Below are 20,487 nucleotides of genomic sequence, written 5' to 3' on the forward strand. Positions count from 1 at the left end.
AGCAACTCCACTTTTTCAACACCTTACTTTTTAGTAATTTTATAGGCACTTTTTAGGCCAATGAACAGGCCGCTTTGAACACTCATAAAATTCGCTATGTACCTCATCTTTGATACCGAAACCACCGGTCTTCCTAAAAATTGGAATGCTCCTATAACCGATACCGATAACTGGCCTCGTTGTATTCAGATTGCCTGGCAATTGCATGATGACATGGGTAAGGTGATTGAGCATCAAGACTATTTGGTAAAGCCCGACGGATTTACCATTCCGTTCGATGCGGAGCAAATTCACGGTATTTCGACCGAGTTGGCAGAACAAAAAGGTATTCCGTTAGCAGAAGTTTTGGAGAAGTTCAATATCGCAATGTCCAAAACCAAATTTATTGTTGGGCAGAATGTAAAGTTCGACCTTAACATTATGGGTGCAGAATTTCACCGGTTGAGTGTGGAAAACCCACTGCAAGAACTTCCTGTTTTAGATACCTGTACAGAACATACTGCGAAATTATGCCAAATACCTGGTGGTCGTGGTGGCAAATTCAAACTACCGACCCTTACAGAATTACATCAGTATTTATTCGGGGTTCCTTTTGGGGAAGCGCACAATGCAACTGCCGATGTAGAGGCTACGACACGTTGTTTTTTGGAATTGATAAGAAAACAACAATACACTACCGAACAATTAGATGTTAAGCTTGATTATTTCAAAAATTTCTCGGAAGCGAATCCGAAAGAAATCGAACTCATCGGCCTTAAGCACATCAACCTTAAAAAAGCCTCCAAAAAAATTGCCGATGCACTTTGGGCAAAAGATACAGGCAGTGTTTCTCAAGAAGAGATAAAAGAAAATATAAAAACCTTAGAAGATGCAACCTTTGCCCATCTTCATAACCACTCGCAATTTTCGGTATTACAATCTACCATTGCCGTAAAAGATTTGGTACAAGCTGCTGGCGATGCAGAAATGCCGGCCGTAGCTATTACCGATCATGCAAATATGATGGGTGCGTTCCATTTTGTAAAAGAGATCGGTGCCTATAATAAATCGGTCCAAGCCAAAAATGCAGAGGCTATTGAAAAAGGCGAAGAACCAACAGCAAAAGAACTAAAGCCAATTATAGGTTGTGAATTTTTTGTCTGTGAAGACCACACGAATAAAAATGTCAAAGATTACGGATATCAGATTGTTTTATTAGCAAAAAACAAAAAAGGATATCACAATTTAGCTAAAATGTCTTCCATCGCTTACACGGACGGATTTTACTACGTGCCGCGAATCGATAAGAAAGTAATTCAACAGTATAAAGAAGATATCATTGTATTGACCGGTAACTTATACGGCGAAGTACCCGGAAAAGTATTGAACGTCGGTGAACACCAAGCCGAAGAAGCCTTACTATGGTGGAAACAAGAATTTGGTGACGACCTATATATGGAACTCATGCGCCATGGTCAAGAAGATGAGGAAAGAGTCAATAAAGTACTACTTGAATTTGCCAAAAAACATGAGGTTAAGTTAGTCGCAACAAACAATACTTATTACTGCGCCAAAGAAGATGCCGACGCCCATGATGTTTTGCTTTGTGTAAAAGACGGCGAAAAACAAGCCACCCCAATTGGGCGTGGAAGAGGCTACCGATACGGTTTACCGAATCAAGAGTACTATTTCAAGTCTCAAAATGAGATGAAAGAACTCTTTAAAGATCTGCCCGATGCTATTTTAAACATCTCGGAAATTCTAGATAAGATTGAACCGTATGAATTGGCACGTGATGTACTGTTACCTGTTTTCGACATCCCAGAAGAATACAAAGACCTTGAGGATGCGAAAGATGGCGGTAATCGGGGTGAAAATGCCTATTTAAGGCACATCACTTACGAAGGTGCTAAAAAACGATATCCTGAAATTACACCGGAAATAAGGGAACGTATCGATTTTGAATTGGATACGATTCGAAATTCAGGCTATCCTGGTTACTTTTTGATTACGGAAGATTTTATTCGTGAAGCACGAAATATGGATGTTTCCGTTGGTCCCGGTCGTGGTTCTGCTGCAGGATCGGTGGTCGCTTATTGCTTGACCATTACCAACATTGACCCTTTAAAATACGACCTGCTTTTTGAGCGTTTCTTGAATCCGGATCGTGTGTCCATGCCCGATATCGATATTGATTTTGATGACGAAGGCCGTAGCAGGGTAATGGACTATGTGATTAATAAATATGGTGCCAACCAAGTAGCCCAAATTATCACGTATGGTACCATGGCCGCAAAATCTTCTATTAGAGATACGGCTCGTGTACTTGATTTACCGTTGAGCGATTCCGATAGAATTGCCAAGTTGATTCCGACCATGTCCAAATTGAGTAAAATTTTTGGACAAAGTGAGGCCGACTTAAAAAAGAAATTCAGGGCCGATGATTTAGAAAAAATACATCAGCTTTTAAACATACATGACGGTGATGACCTTGAAGGTCAGACCCTAAAAATGGCGCGAACATTAGAAGGTTCTGTACGTAATACCGGTATTCATGCTTGTGGTGTTATTATCACCCCAAGTGATATCACCAATTTCGTACCTGTTGCCACCGCCAAAGATTCCGATTTATATGTAACCCAATTCGATAACTCCGTTGTTGAAAGTGCCGGCTTACTGAAGATGGATTTCTTGGGATTAAAAACATTGACCTTAATTAAGGATACCGTAAAAATTGTGAAGGCCAAACATAATATTGATTTGGTGCCTGATGATTTTCCGTTGGATGATGAAAAGACCTATGCACTTTTTCAACGTGGAGAAACGGTAGGGGTTTTTCAATATGAATCGCCCGGGATGCAAAAACACATGAAGGATTTGAAGCCATCCGTTTTTGATGACCTTATTGCCATGAATGCCCTGTATCGTCCTGGCCCGATGGAATATATTCCAAGTTTCATCGCCCGTAAAAACGGAAGTGAAGAAATCGCTTATGACCTTCCGGACATGGAAGAGTATCTTAAAGAAACTTACGGTATTACGGTATACCAAGAGCAAGTAATGCTATTGTCGCAAAAATTGGCAGGCTTCTCTAAAGGTGATGCCGATGTTTTGCGTAAAGCAATGGGTAAAAAGATATTCGCCTTACTACAAAAATTGAAACCTCAATTCTTAGATGGTGGGGAGAAAAAAGGACATCCGAGAGAAGTTTTAGAGAAAATTTGGAAAGATTGGGAAGCTTTTGCTGCCTACGCTTTCAATAAAAGTCATTCAACCTGCTACGCATATATCGCGTATCAAACCGCCTATTTAAAGGCCCACTACCCTGCCGAATATATGGCAGCTGTTTTAAGTAATAACATGAACGATATTAAGCAAGTAACCTTCTTTATGGAGGAATGCAAGCGTATGGGCTTAGATGTTCTTGGACCTGATGTGAATGAATCGTATTACAAATTTGCTGTAAACAAACAAGGGGCGGTTCGTTTTGGTATGGGCGCCGTAAAAGGTGTAGGCCGTTCAGCTGTTGAGACTATCGTTAAAAATCGTCAAGAAGATGGTTCATTTAAATCTGTATTTGACCTTACGAAACGTATAGACCTTAGAGCAGCGAATAAAAAAGCTTTTGAAAATTTAGCTGTTGCCGGTGGTTTCGATTCATTTGGCACTTCACATAGAGCACAATATTTTCATGATGAGGGCGACGGAATAACCTTTTTGGAAAAGGTAATCAAGTACGGAGCAAAATATCAAGAAAATGAAAACTCTGCTCAAGTAAGCTTATTCGGAGATGCAAGTGAAGTTCAAATTCCAGAACCCATGGTACCACCTTGCGAAGAATGGGGAACCATGGAAAAATTGCGCAGAGAAAAGGAAGTAGTAGGTATTTACATTTCTGGCCATCCCCTAGATGATTTTAAAACAGAAATAAAGTCCTTCTGCAATGCCAATGTTGCCTGCGCCACCGATTTACCGAGTTATGTGAACAGAGAACTCACCTTTGCCGGCGTTATAACAGATGTTCAGCATAGGGTCTCTAAAAACGGAAAAGGCTGGGCAGCATTTACCATGGAAGATTATACAGACTCTTTCGAATTCCGGATTTTTGGGGAAGAATATTTAAAATTCCGTCATTTTCTAATGATCAATTCTTTCGCTTATGTAAAATTATTCGTTCGTGAAGGCTGGACAAATAAAGATACCGGCAAGAAAGGTGATCCAAGAATACAATTCAACAGTTTTATGATGCTGCAAGAAGTTATGGAAACCTATGCACGAAAATTAACCATAAAATTAAACATCTCCGAATTACAAGAAAACAAAGTACTGCAGTTAAAAGACACTCTTGTAAATCATAAAGGTGAGCATCCGATTAATTTTATAGTGTATGAAATGGAAGAAAAAATAAAAGTCAATTTATCGAGCAGAAGACAGAAAGTTCAAATCTCAACAGAATTACTACATAGACTTGAAGAACAAAATATACATTATAAATTGAATTAAACAAACTGAATTACATCAACAATACTAAATTAAGTCTTTAACTCGTTAATAGCATAGTTCTTTTGACCATAGGCAAATAGCTATATTATAATATAAGTTTAGCTAAGAATACGTAAAAACTAGTTAGATAAATTGATAAATTAGCTTGATACCTTAATAGGTAAAACGAATCATGACCTCGTAAGGAATCGGAAGAATAATTGACTAAATTTGCATAATCAATAAAAGTAAATAAGATGGCATTAGAAATAACAGATGCTACTTTTGACGAGGTAGTTTTAAAAAGCGATAAACCAGTAGTAGTAGATTTTTGGGCAGCATGGTGCGGCCCTTGTAGAATGGTCGGTCCTATTATTGACGAAGTTAGCACTGAATACGACGGCAAAGCTGTTGTAGGTAAAGTAGATGTTGATGCAAATCAAGAATTCGCTGCAAAGTACGGGGTACGTAACATACCAACAGTATTGGTATTTAAGAATGGTGAAATTGTAAGCAGACAAGTAGGTGTTTCACCTAAGAAAGTTTACACAGACGCTATTGACGCCGCTTTATAAGCTGTTCATATAAAATATAATTTTCCTAAAAAGAGGATGTCTTGTTAGACATCCTCTTTTTTTTACCTAAATGTTAATAGTTGAACCTTTGGAAGATAGAGGCCAATTACTATCTTTAATCTCGTGAACTTACAATCAGAATTAAATAAATCTTCATTATTTTCTAATCTAGAACTTCTTGCCAATCAAGTAGTAGAAGGATTTATTAGTGGTATACACAGAAGCCCTTTTCATGGCTTTTCTGCAGAATTCGCAGAACATAAAATCTACAATAACGGAGAAAGTACGAAGCATATCGATTGGAAACAATTTGCCAAGACTGATAAGCTATATACGAAACGCTACGAGGAAGAAACCAACCTCAGATGTCACATGATTTTAGATAATTCTGCATCTATGTATTATCCTGAAGTTGATAATTTAAGTATTGATTCATTAAATAAAATTGGATTTAGTGTGCTCGCTATAGCAGCTTTAATGAACGTGCTTAAAAGACAGCGCGATGCCATTGGCTTAAGCATCTATTCAGATAATTATAATTACTATGCCCCCGAAAAGGGAAGCGAGCGACATTTTCAAATGTTATTGGCGCAATTAAGCGAGATTGGTAAAACAAAAAATCCTCCAAAAGAAACGAAGACTTATACCTATCTGCATCAAATTGCAGAAAATATAAAAAGAAGAAGCCTCATATTTTTATTTACTGACATGTTTCAGACCGAAAAAGATGATTCAGAACTTTTTGAAGCACTACGTCATTTGAAATATAACAAGCATGATGTGGTCCTTTTTCACCCTATGGATAAGCAACATGAATTATTTTTCAATTTTGAAAATACCCCGAAGCGTTTTATTGATGTTGAAACGGGTGAACATTTAGACCTATATGCAGACAATATAAAGGAAGCCTACCATGAACGGATAAGCTCGTATATCGCTGATATTAAGATGAAATGCGCTCAATACAAAATAAAATATGTGGACATAGATATTCAAAGTGATTTCTCTACGGTTCTCAACACGTTCTTAGTAGAGCGAAATAAATTTCTTTAGACTAAAAAAATTTAAAGAAAATGTTTGTGCAATACAATAAACAACATATATTTGCACTCGCTAAACGCCACGGTCTGGTAGTTCAGTTGGTTAGAATACCTGCCTGTCACGCAGGGGGTCGCGGGTTCGAGTCCCGTCCAGACCGCAAAGTAAAGATAAGCCTTTCAAGCAATTGAGAGGCTTTTTCTTTTTTAACGGGTACAACATAGGTACAACAATTTAAAAGTACTGTTTTCTTTTCCTTATATTTAGTTTGTTATAAATCCACTAATTATTGTGATAGAAAAGTTAATAGACTTCTTTGGTAAATTGTTCTTTCGCTTTATTAAAAAAAGAGAGAAGTTTTTCATTTCACTCCAGAAGAACAACTCAAAACTCATCTTTACTCTCTTATTATTTCTTTTTCCTTTTGCATTAATTCTGGCATATTCTGGTGCTTCTTCATTTAAAAGTCGGATATGGATTTTTTCAGGCTACATGTTTATTTCATTTCTAGCTATTCTAATAGCAGCATTCTACTTTAGAGGTAAGCAGTACTACGATAGGTATAAACACGGACTTGAAATGGTCAGTATAAACTTATATAGCAAACAATATCAAAAACTATTATTTACCAAGGAGGATATTGACAATCTGACACTATTATCTGCAGGGTTAAATGTTGAAAGTAAAATCAATAATCGTAATATGATCAAGAATGGTAAGGCGGCCAATTATTTTTTCATTTTTTCAATAATGCACCGCCTAGTAGTTGGAGGCATAGTTGATATTGACACCAAAAGGCGAAAAATATTATTTGAAATTATAGAAAACTCCTTTCTAATGAATAGCGAAAATGTTAATTCAGATACCTTACCGTCTAGTTTCAGTCGCTGGAATTCAGATATGAAACGTTCGGACATAGTAGTTCAAGAGCATCAAAAGGTAATCAAAGTTCTGGGTATACAATAAACTTTCCATAATTATATAACAACTCGATTTGTTGTTGCATTTATTCCTTTTTACTGTCATAGCTTAGCAATGCGCAATAATAGTAAAAGCTTTTACTCATCATTAATTTCTAAAACACGAAACTATGAATGAGCAAACGAACGAGATGTCCACTACCAATGTGGACACACCAGTAATAGAGTTATTGAAAGACATAAAGTCTTTGATGGCTTTCAATAAAAAAGTATTTAATCTAGAAGACCTTGTATTGTATACTGGATTGTCTGAAAGTACAATCTACAAACTATCAAGATTAGATATGATTCCCAAGGGAGATAATAAGGGAATTCGAAAACTGTTTTTTGAAAAAGAAAGGATTGATGCCTGGCTTTTGGGTAAACCTGATATTTCCGATGAATACTTTGAAGAGCTGTTCAATGAGAAACTATTGAAAAATAGAAGATAAATTTTTCAATATGGCAGCTGAACATAATAAAGGGCTTTACCACGTAAAGGACCCTAAAAAGAAAACAATCTATGATTATACCATTGAGTACTTAAATGAAAAGTACAATATTATGTATAATGAGATATCGCATGATTTTCAAATTTCTGTACTCAGTCAAAAGAATTGGCATTATCTGAATTTGAATTCACTTATCATAGAATTAGCTAAGGCAGGAATTGAGATTAGCACCAGTAAACTTGAGATACTAATTCGTTCCGAATTGATTTTAAAGTACAATCCAATAAAGGAGTACTTTGAATCACTAGAAAAATGGGATGGTAAAGATTATATAACAAAGTTAGTTTCTTACGTCCCAACGTATGATAATGCCGCATTTCTTTACCATTTTAGGAAGTGGCTAGTAAGAGCTATTAAATGCGCCTTGGAACCTGGTTACTTTAATAAACAAGCATTCATAATTAGTCATAAGGGACAAAGTTCTGGAAAGTCTACTTGGTGTCGATTTATTTGCCCTCCAGAATTAGGGGAATATATGGCGGAGGACATCAGTAATGATAAAGACGCACGTATTCAATTGTGCAGAAACTTTCTTTACAATCTGGATGAGCTTGCTGTACTTTCTAAAAAAGATGTAAATGCTTTAAAGTCTTTCTTTTCTAAAACCTTTATTAATGAGCGGCTACCCTATGACAGAAAGAATACTACCCTACCAAGAATTTGTTCCTTTATCGGCTCAACAAATATGTCTTCATTTTTAAATGATGAAACTGGGTCAGTACGATGGTTATGTTTTGAATTAATGGACAAAATTGATTTTGCATATTCGAAAGAAATAGAAATCAAAAATGTTTGGGCTCAAGCATATCATCTTGCTTATCATGACCCTAATTTCAATCCGGAGTTAACATTAAAGGATATCATGGAGAATGAAGAGCGAAACAAGAAGTACACAAAGCTTACGACGGAACAGGAGCTAATTGCAAAGTATTATGAAAAATCTAATGATATAAAAGACTTTGTTACTGCTTCTGATGTACTGGTCAGTTTATCCTGTTTAAACTTACGATTAAATCAAATTAATCTTGGTCGAGCTTTATCTGGATTCAACTTTCAAAAAGTGAAACACCCCAAACGACAAGTATATGGTTATTTGGCGAAACCACATTTTGAGGACACTCCATGGGAAATAGAATTATCTAAAAACAAGAAATAATACCTACCTAATTACCTATTTATTAAAATACCCTTAGAACAGGACTAACACTTTAGGTAAGATGTATAACCCTTATGCTACCTAGGTATTACCTAACCTACCTTTTAGTATAAGATGGGTAAGATGCTTTTAAGATTTACCTAAAGTACAAGCCCTTACAAATAGTCACTTAGGTAAGAAGGTAGGAGAATATCATAAAAAATAAAACGCAGATGAAAGAAAAAAGAATAACGTGCAGAAGCGCCCGAAATTTTTGTCTAGTGAAAATACTAGAAAATTTAGGTCACTTCCCCACAAGAAAAACGGAAAAAGAAGCTTGGTTTCTAAGTCCTTTCAGGTCAGAAACCCAAGCCTCTTTTAAGATATCTCTGGCGCTCAATCGATGGTACGACCATGGATTAGGAAAAGGAGGAAATAGTATTGATCTATTAGTAATACTTCTAAATCTATCTGTAAAAGAGGTTTTAGGTTATTTAAGTGATGAATTGTCTTTTTCATTTCATCAGCCTCCTCAACAATTTGAAAAGATTGAAGGGACGAAAATTATCGAAACCAAACCGATAATTCACCCTGCCATGATTGGTTATCTAAAAGCTAGGAAAATTCCTTTGAATATAGGGCAACAATATTTGAAAGAGGTAACCTTTAATCAAAGAGGAAAAACACTGTTTGCACTAGGTCTAGAAAACCATCTAGGTGGCTGGGAACTTCGAAACAAAATTCAAAAAACATCTAGCTCACCAAAATCCTATACATGGCTTAAAAGGAGTAAAACGAAACTAATACTTACTGAAGGAATGTTCGATTTACTTTCATTAGCTACCATGCATCCCATTCTTGTTTATGAATCAGATATAGTGGTATTAAACTCAATAGCATTTATACCGGAGATCAAAGACTTACTTTCAGACTACAATGATATTCTATTATTTCTTGATAATGATGAAGCTGGCAATGCTGCAACCGAAATCTTCTTGCAAGAATACAGTATTGCAATGGATTGTAGAGATGAGTATAAAGGCTACAAAGATTTAAACGAAAAATTAATAGCATGGAATTAGGAAGAGGATATGACCCAAGAAATGGAGGTCCAAAAAGAGAACGCAATTTAAAATTAGAACGTAAACTAGAACGAAAAAGGAAGTTAGAACAAAAACTAAAAAGAGAAGAAGATACTAGGCACAAAGAAATGCATACTATCCATCTTTCATATGATATGTTACTAGAACAGGATAGTTTGTCTTTAAAGATTGAACCAGACCTTAAACAACGGAATGAATCGGCGGGAAGTAACTCAAGATGGGTATCTGTGGATACAATCTTGACTACTCCCGAAGGTCGCAGTTCAAAAAAACAAGTAAACATAAAGGACGAAATCATAAAATTTAGATGTACAGCCTATGAAAAAAAACTGCTCATAATTAAAGCTAAAACCACAGGCTTAACCTTAAGCGAATATTTCAGACGGGTAGCTTTTGAACAGAAGATTATAGAGAGATTGTCAGATTCAGAAATTGAAATTTATCAGATGCTTGTAAAATATCATAACAATTTTAAAATGATAAGTAATTCATTTAAGAAGAAAGACGCTAAGTTGACTCAAGAAATATTAGAGGTAGCTAAAGCTATAAAAGAACAATTAAAAAAGTTTGATCCATGATAGGTAAAGGAAAAGCAATCTCACACACAAGCGCATCAATTGCTTATGGATGGAATCAAGAAAAAAATGCAGAAATAGTTTTTAAACAACATTTAGTGGGAGAAAACCCAAATGAAATTACTAAAGAATTTGAATTGGTTCAGGCTCAAAATTACCATTGTAAAAACAACACTTTTTCATTTGTAATCAGTCCAACTATTGAAGATGGAAGAAAGTTAAAAAACAAAGACTTAAATACTATCTGCAAAAAATTCATGGACGAATTAAATTTAAAGGAAAGACAAGCAATAGCCTTCGTTCATCGTGACAAATGTCATGTCCATATCCATTTGTATGTTAATCGAATTGATTTTAAAGGAGTGGCTTTTAAAGATAGGCTTATAGGTGTTCGTAGTCAAAGAGCAGCTGAAGCCGTTGCCGAGAAAATGCAGTTAAAAACTGTAAGACAAGTGCAATTTGAAAAAGAGTTCAACCTTAAAGAATTACGCCAAGAAGTACAAAGAAGACACAATCTTACATTGAAACAATTCAAACCAAAATCTTTTGAACAATACATAGATGCTATGGCAAGAAATGGGATCAAAGTAATTCCCTCAATCAATAAAGCCAATAAGCTACAAGGTTTTAGGTTTGAATATAACGGTCAAAATCTAAAAGGAAGTGAAATTCACAGAACGATGACAGGTTCAAATATTGGTAAAGAACTAGCTCAAAATACAGGAGTGGAAAAATTTATTAAACAAAGTAGAAATCTCAACCTAATGGGTAAAACTGTTGAAATGTCTACCAATATGTTATTAAGCATAGCTAAAACAACTATTAAAAAAACGATAACCCAAGGAATTGGATACTAAAACTAAACGCATGACAAAAATTGAACAGTTAGCAGCACTATTAGTGGCAGAGCTAAGAGGATTTGAAAAAAATATTTCTAAGCTAGAAAGCTTAGAAACTAAAATCAGTGATACTAAGATAGAATTAAATTTAAAAGAACTAAAACCTTTGCTAGAGGCTCATGAGCAATCATTAAACTTAAGCAAAAAGCAGCAGGACTCTTACCTAGACCGTTTACAATCAATAGTTAAAAATGCTAGTTTCTACCCTAAATGGGCAATCATTAGTTTCATGAGTATGATTATAATATGTTGTTTAATATCGTTTTATGCTTACACAGTTAAAATAGAAACAACTGAAAAAGAAAAGATAGCATACATTAAAGGTGAAAAGGCAGCGACGGAGTATATTAATCTGTATTTAAGTGAGAATCCAAAGGCTCTAGAACGTTACAAAAAATGGTCTGAATCCAAATAACTTACCTCATAGCCAAGTTGGTGCGCCCTATCCGGTTTTTGCTTAACGTTTATCTACCGGAACACTACAAAAACCGGATAGGATCCATGCGCAGTTAAGTTATGGTAAGATTTGGGATAATTCATTCAGCAAAATATTTACGTAATCCAACTTATAATTTCTACTACAATATTTTGATTATACAATCCACCTTTAATAAGAATCAACTCACTCAGTGCTTATTTATTTTTATCTCCCCTGATAAAAAAGCAGACTGAATATTGAGTAACAAAGTATTTTGTGTTTGTATTTACCTATTATTTGAAAGCAAGTAATTTTTTAACTATATCAACTTTAAACTTACTCATGATTCGTTTATGATAATCTTTCTCTTCTAATTCAACACCAAAAATCAATCTATATTTTTCATGTTCTGAAATAGTTAACGACTTGAAAGTTTTATCTAATAATTCCTGTAAATAATTATCAGAATACTTATACCTTAATTCGTATAAATCTTTGAGTTCCTTATCTGAATGTCCGCTATAAATCATTGGCAGATTTAAAGCTTTAATTGTGTCTATGCTTTTTGAATTTGAGCGATTGTTTAAAAAAGCAATTCTTGGCTCACCAATTGAATTTAGTAAGTAATCAAAGCTATAAGATGAGCTTATATCAGAATGGATATAAGGATGCATATGCTCTACTAAATTTAATTCAATTTGTGATTTAATACCATTACAAGTAGCACAAGAGGGAATTAGATTGTAAAACGACAAAGCAAGTAAAGGGTATTCTTTCTTTGGAAACCAATGATCAAACTGGGGTACCATACCTTTACCTTTGTGACCATTAGGTCTATAGGTCATTGTATATTCTCGATTACAGTAAGTGCAGGAATGAGTTCCTAGGTTGTTAGCTAAACTGTAATTGTTTACTCCATTTTGAAACCAATTATTATATCCTGATTTTACAAATAACTTCTTGCATTGTTCATTGAAAGTTAAATGTGAACTTTTAAATGGTGTACCATAATCCACCTTAATATCTTCTAAAATAACCAGTAGTTTATCCGGCTTTGATGTTACCAGTAAACTTATTCTTTCTGGTGTTAGTAAATTAAGAAAACGTTTATGTAATCTTAATTTTTTAGAGGCTTTGGTTACACTTTTACAAACACCACAATGCGTATCACCACATTCGTATCCTAGACCTTTATATTTTCTCCCATGAATACGTATATTCAAAAAACATATTGCCTCTTTAGAAAATTGATTTAAAGCATTATTTTGTTCTCCTAGATATAACATACTAATTCAAATAAACCTTAGTTTTTTTAAACAACTGTTCCACACCATGACTTAATAATGGCTCATCAATCATTTTTATTAATTTTTCAATGTACTCATCAGAGAATTCTTGTTCACCATAATCCACAATGTCATCGAGTAAACTTTGTTTATAAGCCAACTCTAGTTCTTTAGTTCTGTTTTTCTTTTCGGAATCATTATGGGAACTCTTCAGTTGATTAATCTCGTAGCTTAGAATTTTATAATTAAGAAACGAAATAACCTCTTCAATTTTTCTTTTTGCAAAATCACCCATTAAACCATTCTCCAGAAAAAATGAATCGGTAAGTAAATCTGTTATATTGGCTGCAAATGTTTTATGTTTCTCTTGATTTCTAAATATATCACCTCCTTTTAATTTTAATGTAAATTCTGATGGAATATCAGATAATATAAAAGGGGAATGTGTTAAAAACAAAATATTTAAATGCTTTACATTTTTTAATTTCGATTTTTCAAGAGCATAAAGTAATCTATCTATAGTTTTTTTCTGTGCCTCGGGATGGTAATACAATTCTATTTCGTCTAATATTAAGAATACTGAATTATATTCAACCTTGTCCCCATCACTATAATGTACAGAGTCTATATTTTTTAAGTGATAGATGATTGAATGAATAGAATATATTTGCTGTTTCTCACCTGAACTTAAATGATCAAAATTTGATCTATCTTTAAAGTGAAACCTGGTCATAAATATTGATGGTGGCAAATAATCAATTGTCTCCGTAAAGAATTCATCTTGCTTTAATTTATCAATACTCTTAATTATTTCAATAAGTTTAAACTTTTTTGATCCATCATTATTATTAATTTGATAAATGTCATGACGCAAAAAATTTAATGCTTGCCGAATTTTTAATGTTACATGGCTTCGATCTCGATAAATTTTCTTGAAGAATGATTTTAGCTCATCTTCTTCGATAGCGAAATATGAGGTGAGCTTGTTAACCAGATTATTGTACTGTTTATAGTCAACATATCTTTCGGTTATTATTTTTATTTTGCTAAGAAGATAATCTTCGACTTCATTTTGAAAATAATTGATTGATGATGGGTAATCTTCATCTTTAAAAAAAATCTTGTATAAAGGTTTTACTAGCAATTTAATATCATCTAATCTTTTCTCGTATACGGGATTCTTATATAGATTTTTAGAAGAATCTCTCGCTATTTCAATGTAATCAATTTTGAGGTTAGGAAGAATTAAGGATTCATCTTTCGTATTAATTATATTGGTAAAAACCCGATCCCTAGACAAGTAATTCTCTACATTTATATTTATATTTCCTTGATTTCGGTAAGGATTAATGACTACAGGTAATTGGTAGCCGTCATTTTTATGAAATAATGTCCTCAACCATTCACCTTCAACATTGGTATTCAATCCATAATGGGAGTAATTAACATACATTGAATAAAAAGGAAAAGTAAAATTTTTAAAAGGAACCTCTTTTATTAATAAGTATGTACTTTCGCCTTTCTTATAAACCTTAACATTAAAATCATTTTTTCTTAAGATTATCTGATACAGTTTATCATTACTAATATATACCAGTTCAACATTAAGATATGCGCTCATCATTCTTAACTCTTGAGTGTACTTAACTTGATTAAAGGCACCATATCCATCATTATCTGAATCTGACGAAGATTGATGTTTTGAAATGTGATTTTTTTGTACCCCATAATAAAACATAAAATACAAGAACAGTTCAGCTAAAGCACTCTTTCCACTTCCATTACCACCAACAACAGCATTAATTTGAATATTTAAATCTTTAGAATAAAAATTATTTGGAATACTGTCTTTTTCAGCATTTATAGAAACTAGAGTTATTTCATTATTATCATTGTAATCAAGATGGTATCTCTCATCGAAGAGATACAATCGTTTTGACGTGAGAATCTTTCTGAACTTTTCATGGCAACCCTCTAAAGGTCTTATTCCGATTATTTGAAAGTTATTTAACATGCCTCAATTTTACTATTAATTTCACACCTCACCATCTTTTTGTCTTAGTCAGCAATCATATCACACTAGTTATTCCTAATCCTATTTCATAAAATTAAGTGGATTAACAATATCAACTGGTACTGAAAAATGAATTTAATCCTTAGAGCTAACTAATTTTAAATTAGTTGTATCTATACTCACAAAAGAAACTAAAAGACCAAAAATTTGCTTGAACTATAAAATTTTCATTTTCCCTCTTGTAATCCATTCGATATGAATTCATAAATTCCTTTTATAACTGTAGCAGTGCACTTTGATTCGTCACTATCCTCCATCAGTAAATTGTATTCCTTTTCAACTTCACCAGAAAATTTTAAACTCTCCTGTTCGATTAAATAAATTTTTTTTCGGATGGAAGAAGCTAATTGACCTAAAGGCTCAATTCTTCTATCAAAGTTTTCGATATCTTCTCTTTGATCAAGAACATTTGAAATAAATGGTAGCAACATATCATTACTAAATTTGTCAAAATCGGTTTCACTTTTAAAATTCCCATTTTCATCAACACTTTCATCTATAATTTCATAGTATTTGGCTATTAATTCATTTATAGAACTACTTGCAGGAAAATTTAGATAATCATTAGCGTTTTGTTCATCTTTATAAGCAGTAAGAATTTTACTTCCATCTTCGTTGAGCTTTAAAAGTAATTCTGTAACCTCTTTTTTTTGTTCAAACTTAATTCTTGAGTGATTGTCAAACATTCTATATAGTTGTTCAAAAAATAATGGTAAATAATCTAAAGTACTATAGAGATTGTTGAACGATTTTAACCATTTATCATCTGAACTTAAAAAAAGCTTAAAACTTTTATATATTGATAATCTATCTAAATCTGAAATTCTAGTTAATTTATTTGAAGGGGTTCTATAAAGAATGTTTGCATCAAAGGGCTTATCTCTCTCAGCTTCAAAATAATCTTTTATACTTAAAGCTTTCTGAGTAATATCTGACGTAATATTTTCTAAATCAATCGCTAACAAATTCAGTTTATATCTAGCATCTTTTTTCTCAACATCTTCTTCTTTTTTCTTTTCAGCAGCCAATCCATCCAGAAATAATTGTCTTTGCTGTTCGTTCGCTTTAATCTGCATGTAAAAAGCTAAAAAGGTTAACAATATGCCTACTAAAGCAATAAATGGATTCATAATACCACCAATAGTATCACCTACAGGACCAGTTTCAGAAAAATCTAATTTGGGTGATATTGCTTTACTTACAAACAATACTGGAGCTACAAAGGAGAATATGATAAAAAATATAGAAATTCCTAATATCCATTTCGTAATAGTGTCCCAGTTATTTAAACTTTCTATTTCCTTTTCTTTCTTAACTTCCATTTTACAATTATCATAATTTAAAACTCCTTCCTCCTACGCAACCATACCCAACTCCTTGTAAACTCCACCAAAAGTTACCATTGTATTATATAACATATGTAATAGCAAACCAGTAATATATTTATAATCCTAAATCAAAAAACTAAATCAGCCTTTATACCTTTCAATTTTTCTCTTCTTGATGTACCTCCCCAACAAATTTCTTCTTTAAATAATACATCGTGTCCAACAACTAAAAGCATATTTAAATCAACTGCCTTATAAAATTGACGAATGACTTTTTCGTTTTTAGAAACCACTGCACAGCAATGCTCTAATTCATTTAACTTAAATTTTCGTTGATCATAAACTCGTTCGGCATTAACATCAATTTCAGTATGACTAATTCTAGGAAAATAAAAAAGTAATACAGCTTTAATATTTTCTAAAGTTCTAGGGTATACATCCGGTCTCATCAACAAACTATATTAATCATTACTATATATCAATATTATCCTCCAAACTTCTTATTCCTCATCACTGATAGAAATCCCGGCAACTTCCACATTTTTTAATGCTAACAACAGCTCTTCTCGGAATTGATCAAAATCACCATTGACATCAGTATGTCCACTAAACTCATAAGAAAAAAGGTATGCCTCATAGCTTTCAAAATTACTTTTGTTGCCATTTTCATCTGTGTCAAAATTTTGTATATACTTAGAGAACTCCATTTTGTAATCTGAAAAAGCTATTTGAAAGGCGCTATGTTCGTACTCAAAGGATACGAATGCATTTTGCTTTGGCTTTTCCGGTAATACATTGATTGCTTCTAAAACAGCATTTAAATTTCGTGCAGGACTATAACCTATAGCTTTCACTTTTAAGTTTTTAAAAAACTCATTAAGTAGAAGTACTGTATCCTTATTTAAGTTTACGTAGTTCTCTCTTTCAATGAAAAGTACAAACTCTTCTAAGTAGCCGTGCTTACTTAATGACACAATTTCATCAACAGATTCATAACTAAAATCATTTTTGATAAACTCTATTGAGGAAATAGAATCAAAACCATTTTTTACCAAGAATTCATTAACGTTGTTGATTGTCTTTTCTAGTGAAGTCAATGAAGAAAAATCATCTATTTCAAATACCTTAAACACACCTACTTCATCGCGAATCTCAACGTAAAAGCTATTTGCTTCATCTTTGGTTCTTGGAAAATTATCTCTTAACCTCATAAACCATCGTATTTAGCATTCTCCTCAGCAACCATTCCCAACTCCTGCACTACTCCACCAACAGTAACCTGCCCATTCATTAACATTGGTAATAACCAATCGCGAAGGGATGAGAGTTTTTGGTTTTCTTTAAGTACGTTATTAATTTTAAGATAAATAGGGTTTATTTTATTATGAAAATTATCAAACAAATTACTACTTGGAATTGCAAAATTTAATGCTTTCAACTTTCCTTGAGTTATAAGTGGTTGTGCAGAACCACCTGCTATATTAGAATAATTAATCCCTTTCAAAGTTAAAAGAAGCCACCATAAATATTCTTCATTTTTTGGTTGAGATGTGACAGCGTTATCAGTAATCCAACAAGAATCTAAAGAATAATGTACTTCTCCATAATTAGCTCCTACTCTTCCAATAGCTATTACTGGTGTATTAAATAGTGATTTATCAGTTTTACCAACAATACCATTAGAACCAAAAACTGGATACTTACCATTTTCACTAAGCAGCTCCTTCTTCATTCCTTTGCCGTTTTTAAAATCGGCATAAGATTCTAACTCTTCAACCTCCCAATATTCAGGAATCTCACGTTTCAACACTTCATTAAAAACCATTTTACCACCAGAAGATTTATAAGGTTTACCATTAGCATCTGGAAAATCGAACTGTACAAACCAATAATCGTAAAGCGTTTTTGCCATCGCTTCTAATTCTTGGTTTATTTTGTTGTTGACTTTTATTTTTAAAGAAATATTTTCTAGTACTTTAACTATGCTTCTTTGAGTTTCAATTGATTTTGGTAATGTGATTGGAAGCCCTTTAAGAACACTTAAATTTATCAATGGAACTGTACTTCCAATGTTACGTTGAAGAATTAATTTTTGAACCCAATAAGATGAAAACCAATAATAGGCAAAAAGTGGTGTTATTTTACTATTATCAAATCTTGCTCTTAATTGTTTATTTGAAATAACGTATTCATCATATTTCAATTTTTCATCTATAATACCAACTTGACCAATCGTTCCAACTGCTGTAAAAATTAAATCATTCTTAATAGCATAACAATTTAATTCATCTGCTTTTTCTCTAGTCAAAAAAACGAATCCATCGTCTTTAAATTTTTCTTCTCCTTTACTTAGATTGTTACCTCTAATTAAAGGTATCCCTTCTTCCTTAAAAAATTTTTTCCCAACATTTGAACCAAATGGTCCAGAAATTATTGATTTCTTTTCTTTTGAAACTAATTCTCCTAAAGTAGTTTGAATGAATTTATCTGTATCAAACTTAATCATACTTTAAACTTTTCAAATTGTCATTAATCTCTTTTTCTAAAGTTTTAGACTCAGTAAAAAGGCTATTTAAACTGGTTTTAAAACTGTTCATTTTAGATACAAACTCTTCCGAAGAAATATCTGTGTATTCAATTTTTACTTCAAAATATTGTCCTGCACTTAGGCTGTAGTTCTTCGCTTTAATATCTTCATAACTCACCACAACCGATAAATCGTCTTTAGCTTCTTTCTTATTAAAAACATTAATAATTTGTTGTTCTTCAGCTTCGCTTAACACAGTTTTTTGGTTTTTACCTTCTTTTACTTTAGTTCCTAAATTAGAAGCATCCACCAACACCACATCTTTAGTGTTGGTTTTATCTATAAACAAAATACTTACGTTGGTTCCTGTGGTGGCGAAAATATTAGAAGGCATAGATACGACACCAGCTAGCATTTTACTTTCTACTAGTTTTTGTCTTATCTTTTTATCGATACCAGATTGTGCGGTTATAAAACCTGTGGGTACTACAATAGCTGCTTTACCTTTTGCAGTTAAGCTGTGCATTATGTGTTGTATAAACAGCAAGTAAATAGCCATAGAGTCTTTCTTGCTTTTAGGCACATTAGGTATACCTGCAAAAAAGCGTTCCTTATTGGCTTTAGAGTCTAAATCTGCGCTATAATCGCTAAAATCTAACTTAAATGGTGGGTTAGACACGATATAGTCAAATTGTTCTAATCGTCCGTTGTCTTGTTTATGATACGGACTTAAAATGGTATTGCCTTGTATAATGTTTTGTATGGAATGAACCAGATTGTTTAAAATAAGATTTAAACGCAATAAGGCAGACGATTTTTGCGAGATGTCTTGCGAGTAAATGGTACACTTATCTTCGCCAATGGCGTGTGCAATATTCATTAACAAAGTTCCCGATCCCGCACTTGGGTCGTAACAGGTAACGTTATTTACATCGTCTCCGGTTACCAAACAAGCTGCCATAATTTTAGCAACCGCGTGTGGTGTAAAATACTCGGCATATTTACCACCAGAATTGGTATTGTAATCTTTAATTAAATACTCGAAAATAGTGGCAAAAAAATCGAATTTCTGTGTGAATATATGCTCAAAACTAAAACCAACTAGCTTGTTCACTAAGGCTTTGCAAAAGTCATCCTTTTTATCGGTTACATATTTACTTAGGTTTTCAAATAGTACTACTTTTTCTCCACCTTGTGTCAATACCGAGAAAATATCGATATTATCTTTAGCTACACTTACTAAGGTTTCATCAAAAATATCGGCAAAATTGTCTTTGTTTTGTTGTTCGAATAAACGAGATAACAAGTTTTTTGGTGCAATGCGCGCTGTATTTTCACTTATTTGCATGGTTAGCATCTCTAAATCATCATTAGAATATTTTTTAAGTGCGTCGTCAAAATTATCCGCTTTTGCTAAATCGGGTTCTAATTGTTTCAACTCGTAAACGTATTTATCGTTTAAGAACTTATATAAAAATACCTGAGTAATTATTTTAAATTCGTTTCCGTCATTCCCTAAACCATAGTTGGCACAAACGCTTTTAAGGTCGTCTATTAGTGCTTTGGTTTGGGTTTCAAATTGTGCTGTGCTTGTCAT

Annotated in this window: 17 protein-coding genes and 1 tRNA gene; 11 read left to right on the plus strand and 7 right to left on the minus strand. The window is 33.2% G+C overall.

Translation table 11 applies throughout. The features are described from left to right. Positions 1–96 precede the first annotated feature (96 nt). The 11 genes from dnaE to AACZ49_RS12450 all read left to right on the plus strand — a co-directional run bounded on the left by dnaE (position 97) and on the right by AACZ49_RS12450 (position 11,672). A complete protein-coding gene (gene dnaE / locus AACZ49_RS12400) occupies positions 97–4,482 on the plus strand; it encodes a DNA polymerase III subunit alpha (protein WP_339655301.1) in 4,386 nt (1,461 codons plus the stop codon). A gap of 236 nt (positions 4,483–4,718) precedes the next feature. Beyond that, entirely contained in the window at positions 4,719–5,036 is a 318-nt protein-coding gene (gene trxA / locus AACZ49_RS12405; RefSeq protein ID WP_013550701.1) for a thioredoxin, read from the plus strand. 123 nt (positions 5,037–5,159) lie between these two features. Beyond that, entirely contained in the window at positions 5,160–6,089 is a 930-nt protein-coding gene (locus tag AACZ49_RS12410) for a DUF58 domain-containing protein (RefSeq protein ID WP_339655309.1), read from the plus strand. 71 nt (positions 6,090–6,160) lie between these two features. After that, positions 6,161–6,234, plus strand: a tRNA-Asp gene (locus tag AACZ49_RS12415). A gap of 131 nt (positions 6,235–6,365) precedes the next feature. Next, positions 6,366–7,040, plus strand: a complete 675-nt coding sequence (locus AACZ49_RS12420; protein WP_339655312.1) for a hypothetical protein — start codon at positions 6,366–6,368, stop codon at positions 7,038–7,040. Between the two features lie 124 nt (positions 7,041–7,164). Next, a complete protein-coding gene (locus AACZ49_RS12425; RefSeq protein ID WP_339655315.1) occupies positions 7,165–7,485 on the plus strand; it encodes a hypothetical protein in 321 nt (106 codons plus the stop codon). Positions 7,486–7,495: 10 nt separating this feature from the next. Next, a complete protein-coding gene (locus AACZ49_RS12430; RefSeq protein WP_339655318.1) occupies positions 7,496–8,701 on the plus strand; it encodes a VapE domain-containing protein in 1,206 nt (401 codons plus the stop codon). A 260-nt stretch (positions 8,702–8,961) separates the two neighbouring features. Further along, positions 8,962–9,762 (plus strand): toprim domain-containing protein, encoded by an 801-nt coding sequence (locus AACZ49_RS12435; RefSeq protein ID WP_339655321.1) that lies wholly within the window; start codon positions 8,962–8,964, stop codon positions 9,760–9,762. Further along, entirely contained in the window at positions 9,753–10,361 is a 609-nt protein-coding gene (mbpA, locus tag AACZ49_RS12440) for a mobilization protein MbpA (protein WP_339655324.1), read from the plus strand. The genes AACZ49_RS12435 and mbpA overlap by 10 nt, the downstream gene beginning before the upstream one ends. Next, positions 10,358–11,215 carry a relaxase/mobilization nuclease domain-containing protein gene (locus AACZ49_RS12445; protein WP_339655326.1) on the plus strand — a complete coding sequence of 286 codons (858 nt, stop codon included), beginning with the start codon at positions 10,358–10,360 and terminating at the stop codon, positions 11,213–11,215. Before mbpA ends, AACZ49_RS12445 begins: the two co-directional genes overlap by 4 nt. 10 nt (positions 11,216–11,225) lie before the next feature. Further along, on the plus strand, positions 11,226–11,672 hold the full coding sequence (locus AACZ49_RS12450) for a DUF6730 family protein (protein ID WP_339655329.1): 447 nt from the start codon (positions 11,226–11,228) through the stop codon (positions 11,670–11,672). Positions 11,673–11,968: 296 nt separating this feature from the next. Here AACZ49_RS12450 and AACZ49_RS12455 read toward each other — a convergent pair whose 3' ends face one another. The 7 genes from AACZ49_RS12455 to AACZ49_RS12485 form a co-directional block, all read right to left on the minus strand. Further along, positions 11,969–12,961 (minus strand): hypothetical protein, encoded by a 993-nt coding sequence (locus AACZ49_RS12455; protein ID WP_339655331.1) that lies wholly within the window; start codon positions 12,959–12,961, stop codon positions 11,969–11,971. 1 nt (position 12,962) lies between these two features. Beyond that, positions 12,963–14,975, minus strand: coding sequence for a hypothetical protein (locus AACZ49_RS12460; RefSeq protein ID WP_339655334.1), 2,013 nt, complete (start codon positions 14,973–14,975; stop codon positions 12,963–12,965). Positions 14,976–15,202: 227 nt separating this feature from the next. Then, on the minus strand, positions 15,203–16,357 hold the full coding sequence (locus AACZ49_RS12465; protein WP_339655337.1) for a hypothetical protein: 1,155 nt from the start codon (positions 16,355–16,357) through the stop codon (positions 15,203–15,205). Positions 16,358–16,491: 134 nt separating this feature from the next. After that, entirely contained in the window at positions 16,492–16,812 is a 321-nt protein-coding gene (locus tag AACZ49_RS12470; protein ID WP_339655339.1) for a hypothetical protein, read from the minus strand. A 51-nt stretch (positions 16,813–16,863) separates the two neighbouring features. Beyond that, positions 16,864–17,574: a hypothetical protein gene (locus tag AACZ49_RS12475; protein ID WP_339655342.1), complete on the minus strand. Its 711-nt coding sequence runs from the start codon at positions 17,572–17,574 to the stop codon at positions 16,864–16,866. Beyond that, complete coding sequence (locus AACZ49_RS12480; RefSeq protein WP_339655344.1) at positions 17,571–18,869, minus strand: restriction endonuclease subunit S; 1,299 nt, start codon at positions 18,867–18,869, stop codon at positions 17,571–17,573. Before AACZ49_RS12480 ends, AACZ49_RS12475 begins: the two co-directional genes overlap by 4 nt. Next, a complete protein-coding gene (locus AACZ49_RS12485) occupies positions 18,862–20,487 on the minus strand; it encodes a class I SAM-dependent DNA methyltransferase (RefSeq protein ID WP_339655346.1) in 1,626 nt (541 codons plus the stop codon). Before AACZ49_RS12485 ends, AACZ49_RS12480 begins: the two co-directional genes overlap by 8 nt.

The organism is uncultured Maribacter sp. (genome assembly GCF_963975365.1).
GTDB lineage: Bacteria > Bacteroidota > Bacteroidia > Flavobacteriales > Flavobacteriaceae > Maribacter.

What these genes read in the sequence shown, in the direction of transcription:
- AACZ49_RS12455 (WP_339655331.1), bottom strand. Translation starts at nt 12,961, where the DNA reads ATGTTATATCTAGGAGAACAAAATAATGCTTTAAATCAATTTTCTAAA.
- dnaE (WP_339655301.1), top strand. Translation starts at nt 97, where the DNA reads ATGTACCTCATCTTTGATACCGAAACCACCGGTCTTCCTAAAAATTGG.
- AACZ49_RS12450 (WP_339655329.1), top strand. Translation starts at nt 11,226, where the DNA reads ATGACAAAAATTGAACAGTTAGCAGCACTATTAGTGGCAGAGCTAAGA.
- trxA (WP_013550701.1), top strand. Translation starts at nt 4,719, where the DNA reads ATGGCATTAGAAATAACAGATGCTACTTTTGACGAGGTAGTTTTAAAA.
- AACZ49_RS12425 (WP_339655315.1), top strand. Translation starts at nt 7,165, where the DNA reads ATGAATGAGCAAACGAACGAGATGTCCACTACCAATGTGGACACACCA.
- AACZ49_RS12480 (WP_339655344.1), bottom strand. Translation starts at nt 18,869, where the DNA reads ATGATTAAGTTTGATACAGATAAATTCATTCAAACTACTTTAGGAGAA.
- AACZ49_RS12445 (WP_339655326.1), top strand. Translation starts at nt 10,358, where the DNA reads ATGATAGGTAAAGGAAAAGCAATCTCACACACAAGCGCATCAATTGCT.
- AACZ49_RS12475 (WP_339655342.1), bottom strand. Translation starts at nt 17,574, where the DNA reads ATGAGGTTAAGAGATAATTTTCCAAGAACCAAAGATGAAGCAAATAGC.
- mbpA (WP_339655324.1), top strand. Translation starts at nt 9,753, where the DNA reads ATGGAATTAGGAAGAGGATATGACCCAAGAAATGGAGGTCCAAAAAGA.
- AACZ49_RS12470 (WP_339655339.1), bottom strand. Translation starts at nt 16,812, where the DNA reads ATGAGACCGGATGTATACCCTAGAACTTTAGAAAATATTAAAGCTGTA.
- AACZ49_RS12460 (WP_339655334.1), bottom strand. Translation starts at nt 14,975, where the DNA reads ATGTTAAATAACTTTCAAATAATCGGAATAAGACCTTTAGAGGGTTGC.
- AACZ49_RS12485 (WP_339655346.1), bottom strand. Translation starts at nt 20,487, where the DNA reads ATGACAAGCACAGCACAATTTGAAACCCAAACCAAAGCACTAATAGAC.
- AACZ49_RS12430 (WP_339655318.1), top strand. Translation starts at nt 7,496, where the DNA reads ATGGCAGCTGAACATAATAAAGGGCTTTACCACGTAAAGGACCCTAAA.
- AACZ49_RS12465 (WP_339655337.1), bottom strand. Translation starts at nt 16,357, where the DNA reads ATGGAAGTTAAGAAAGAAAAGGAAATAGAAAGTTTAAATAACTGGGAC.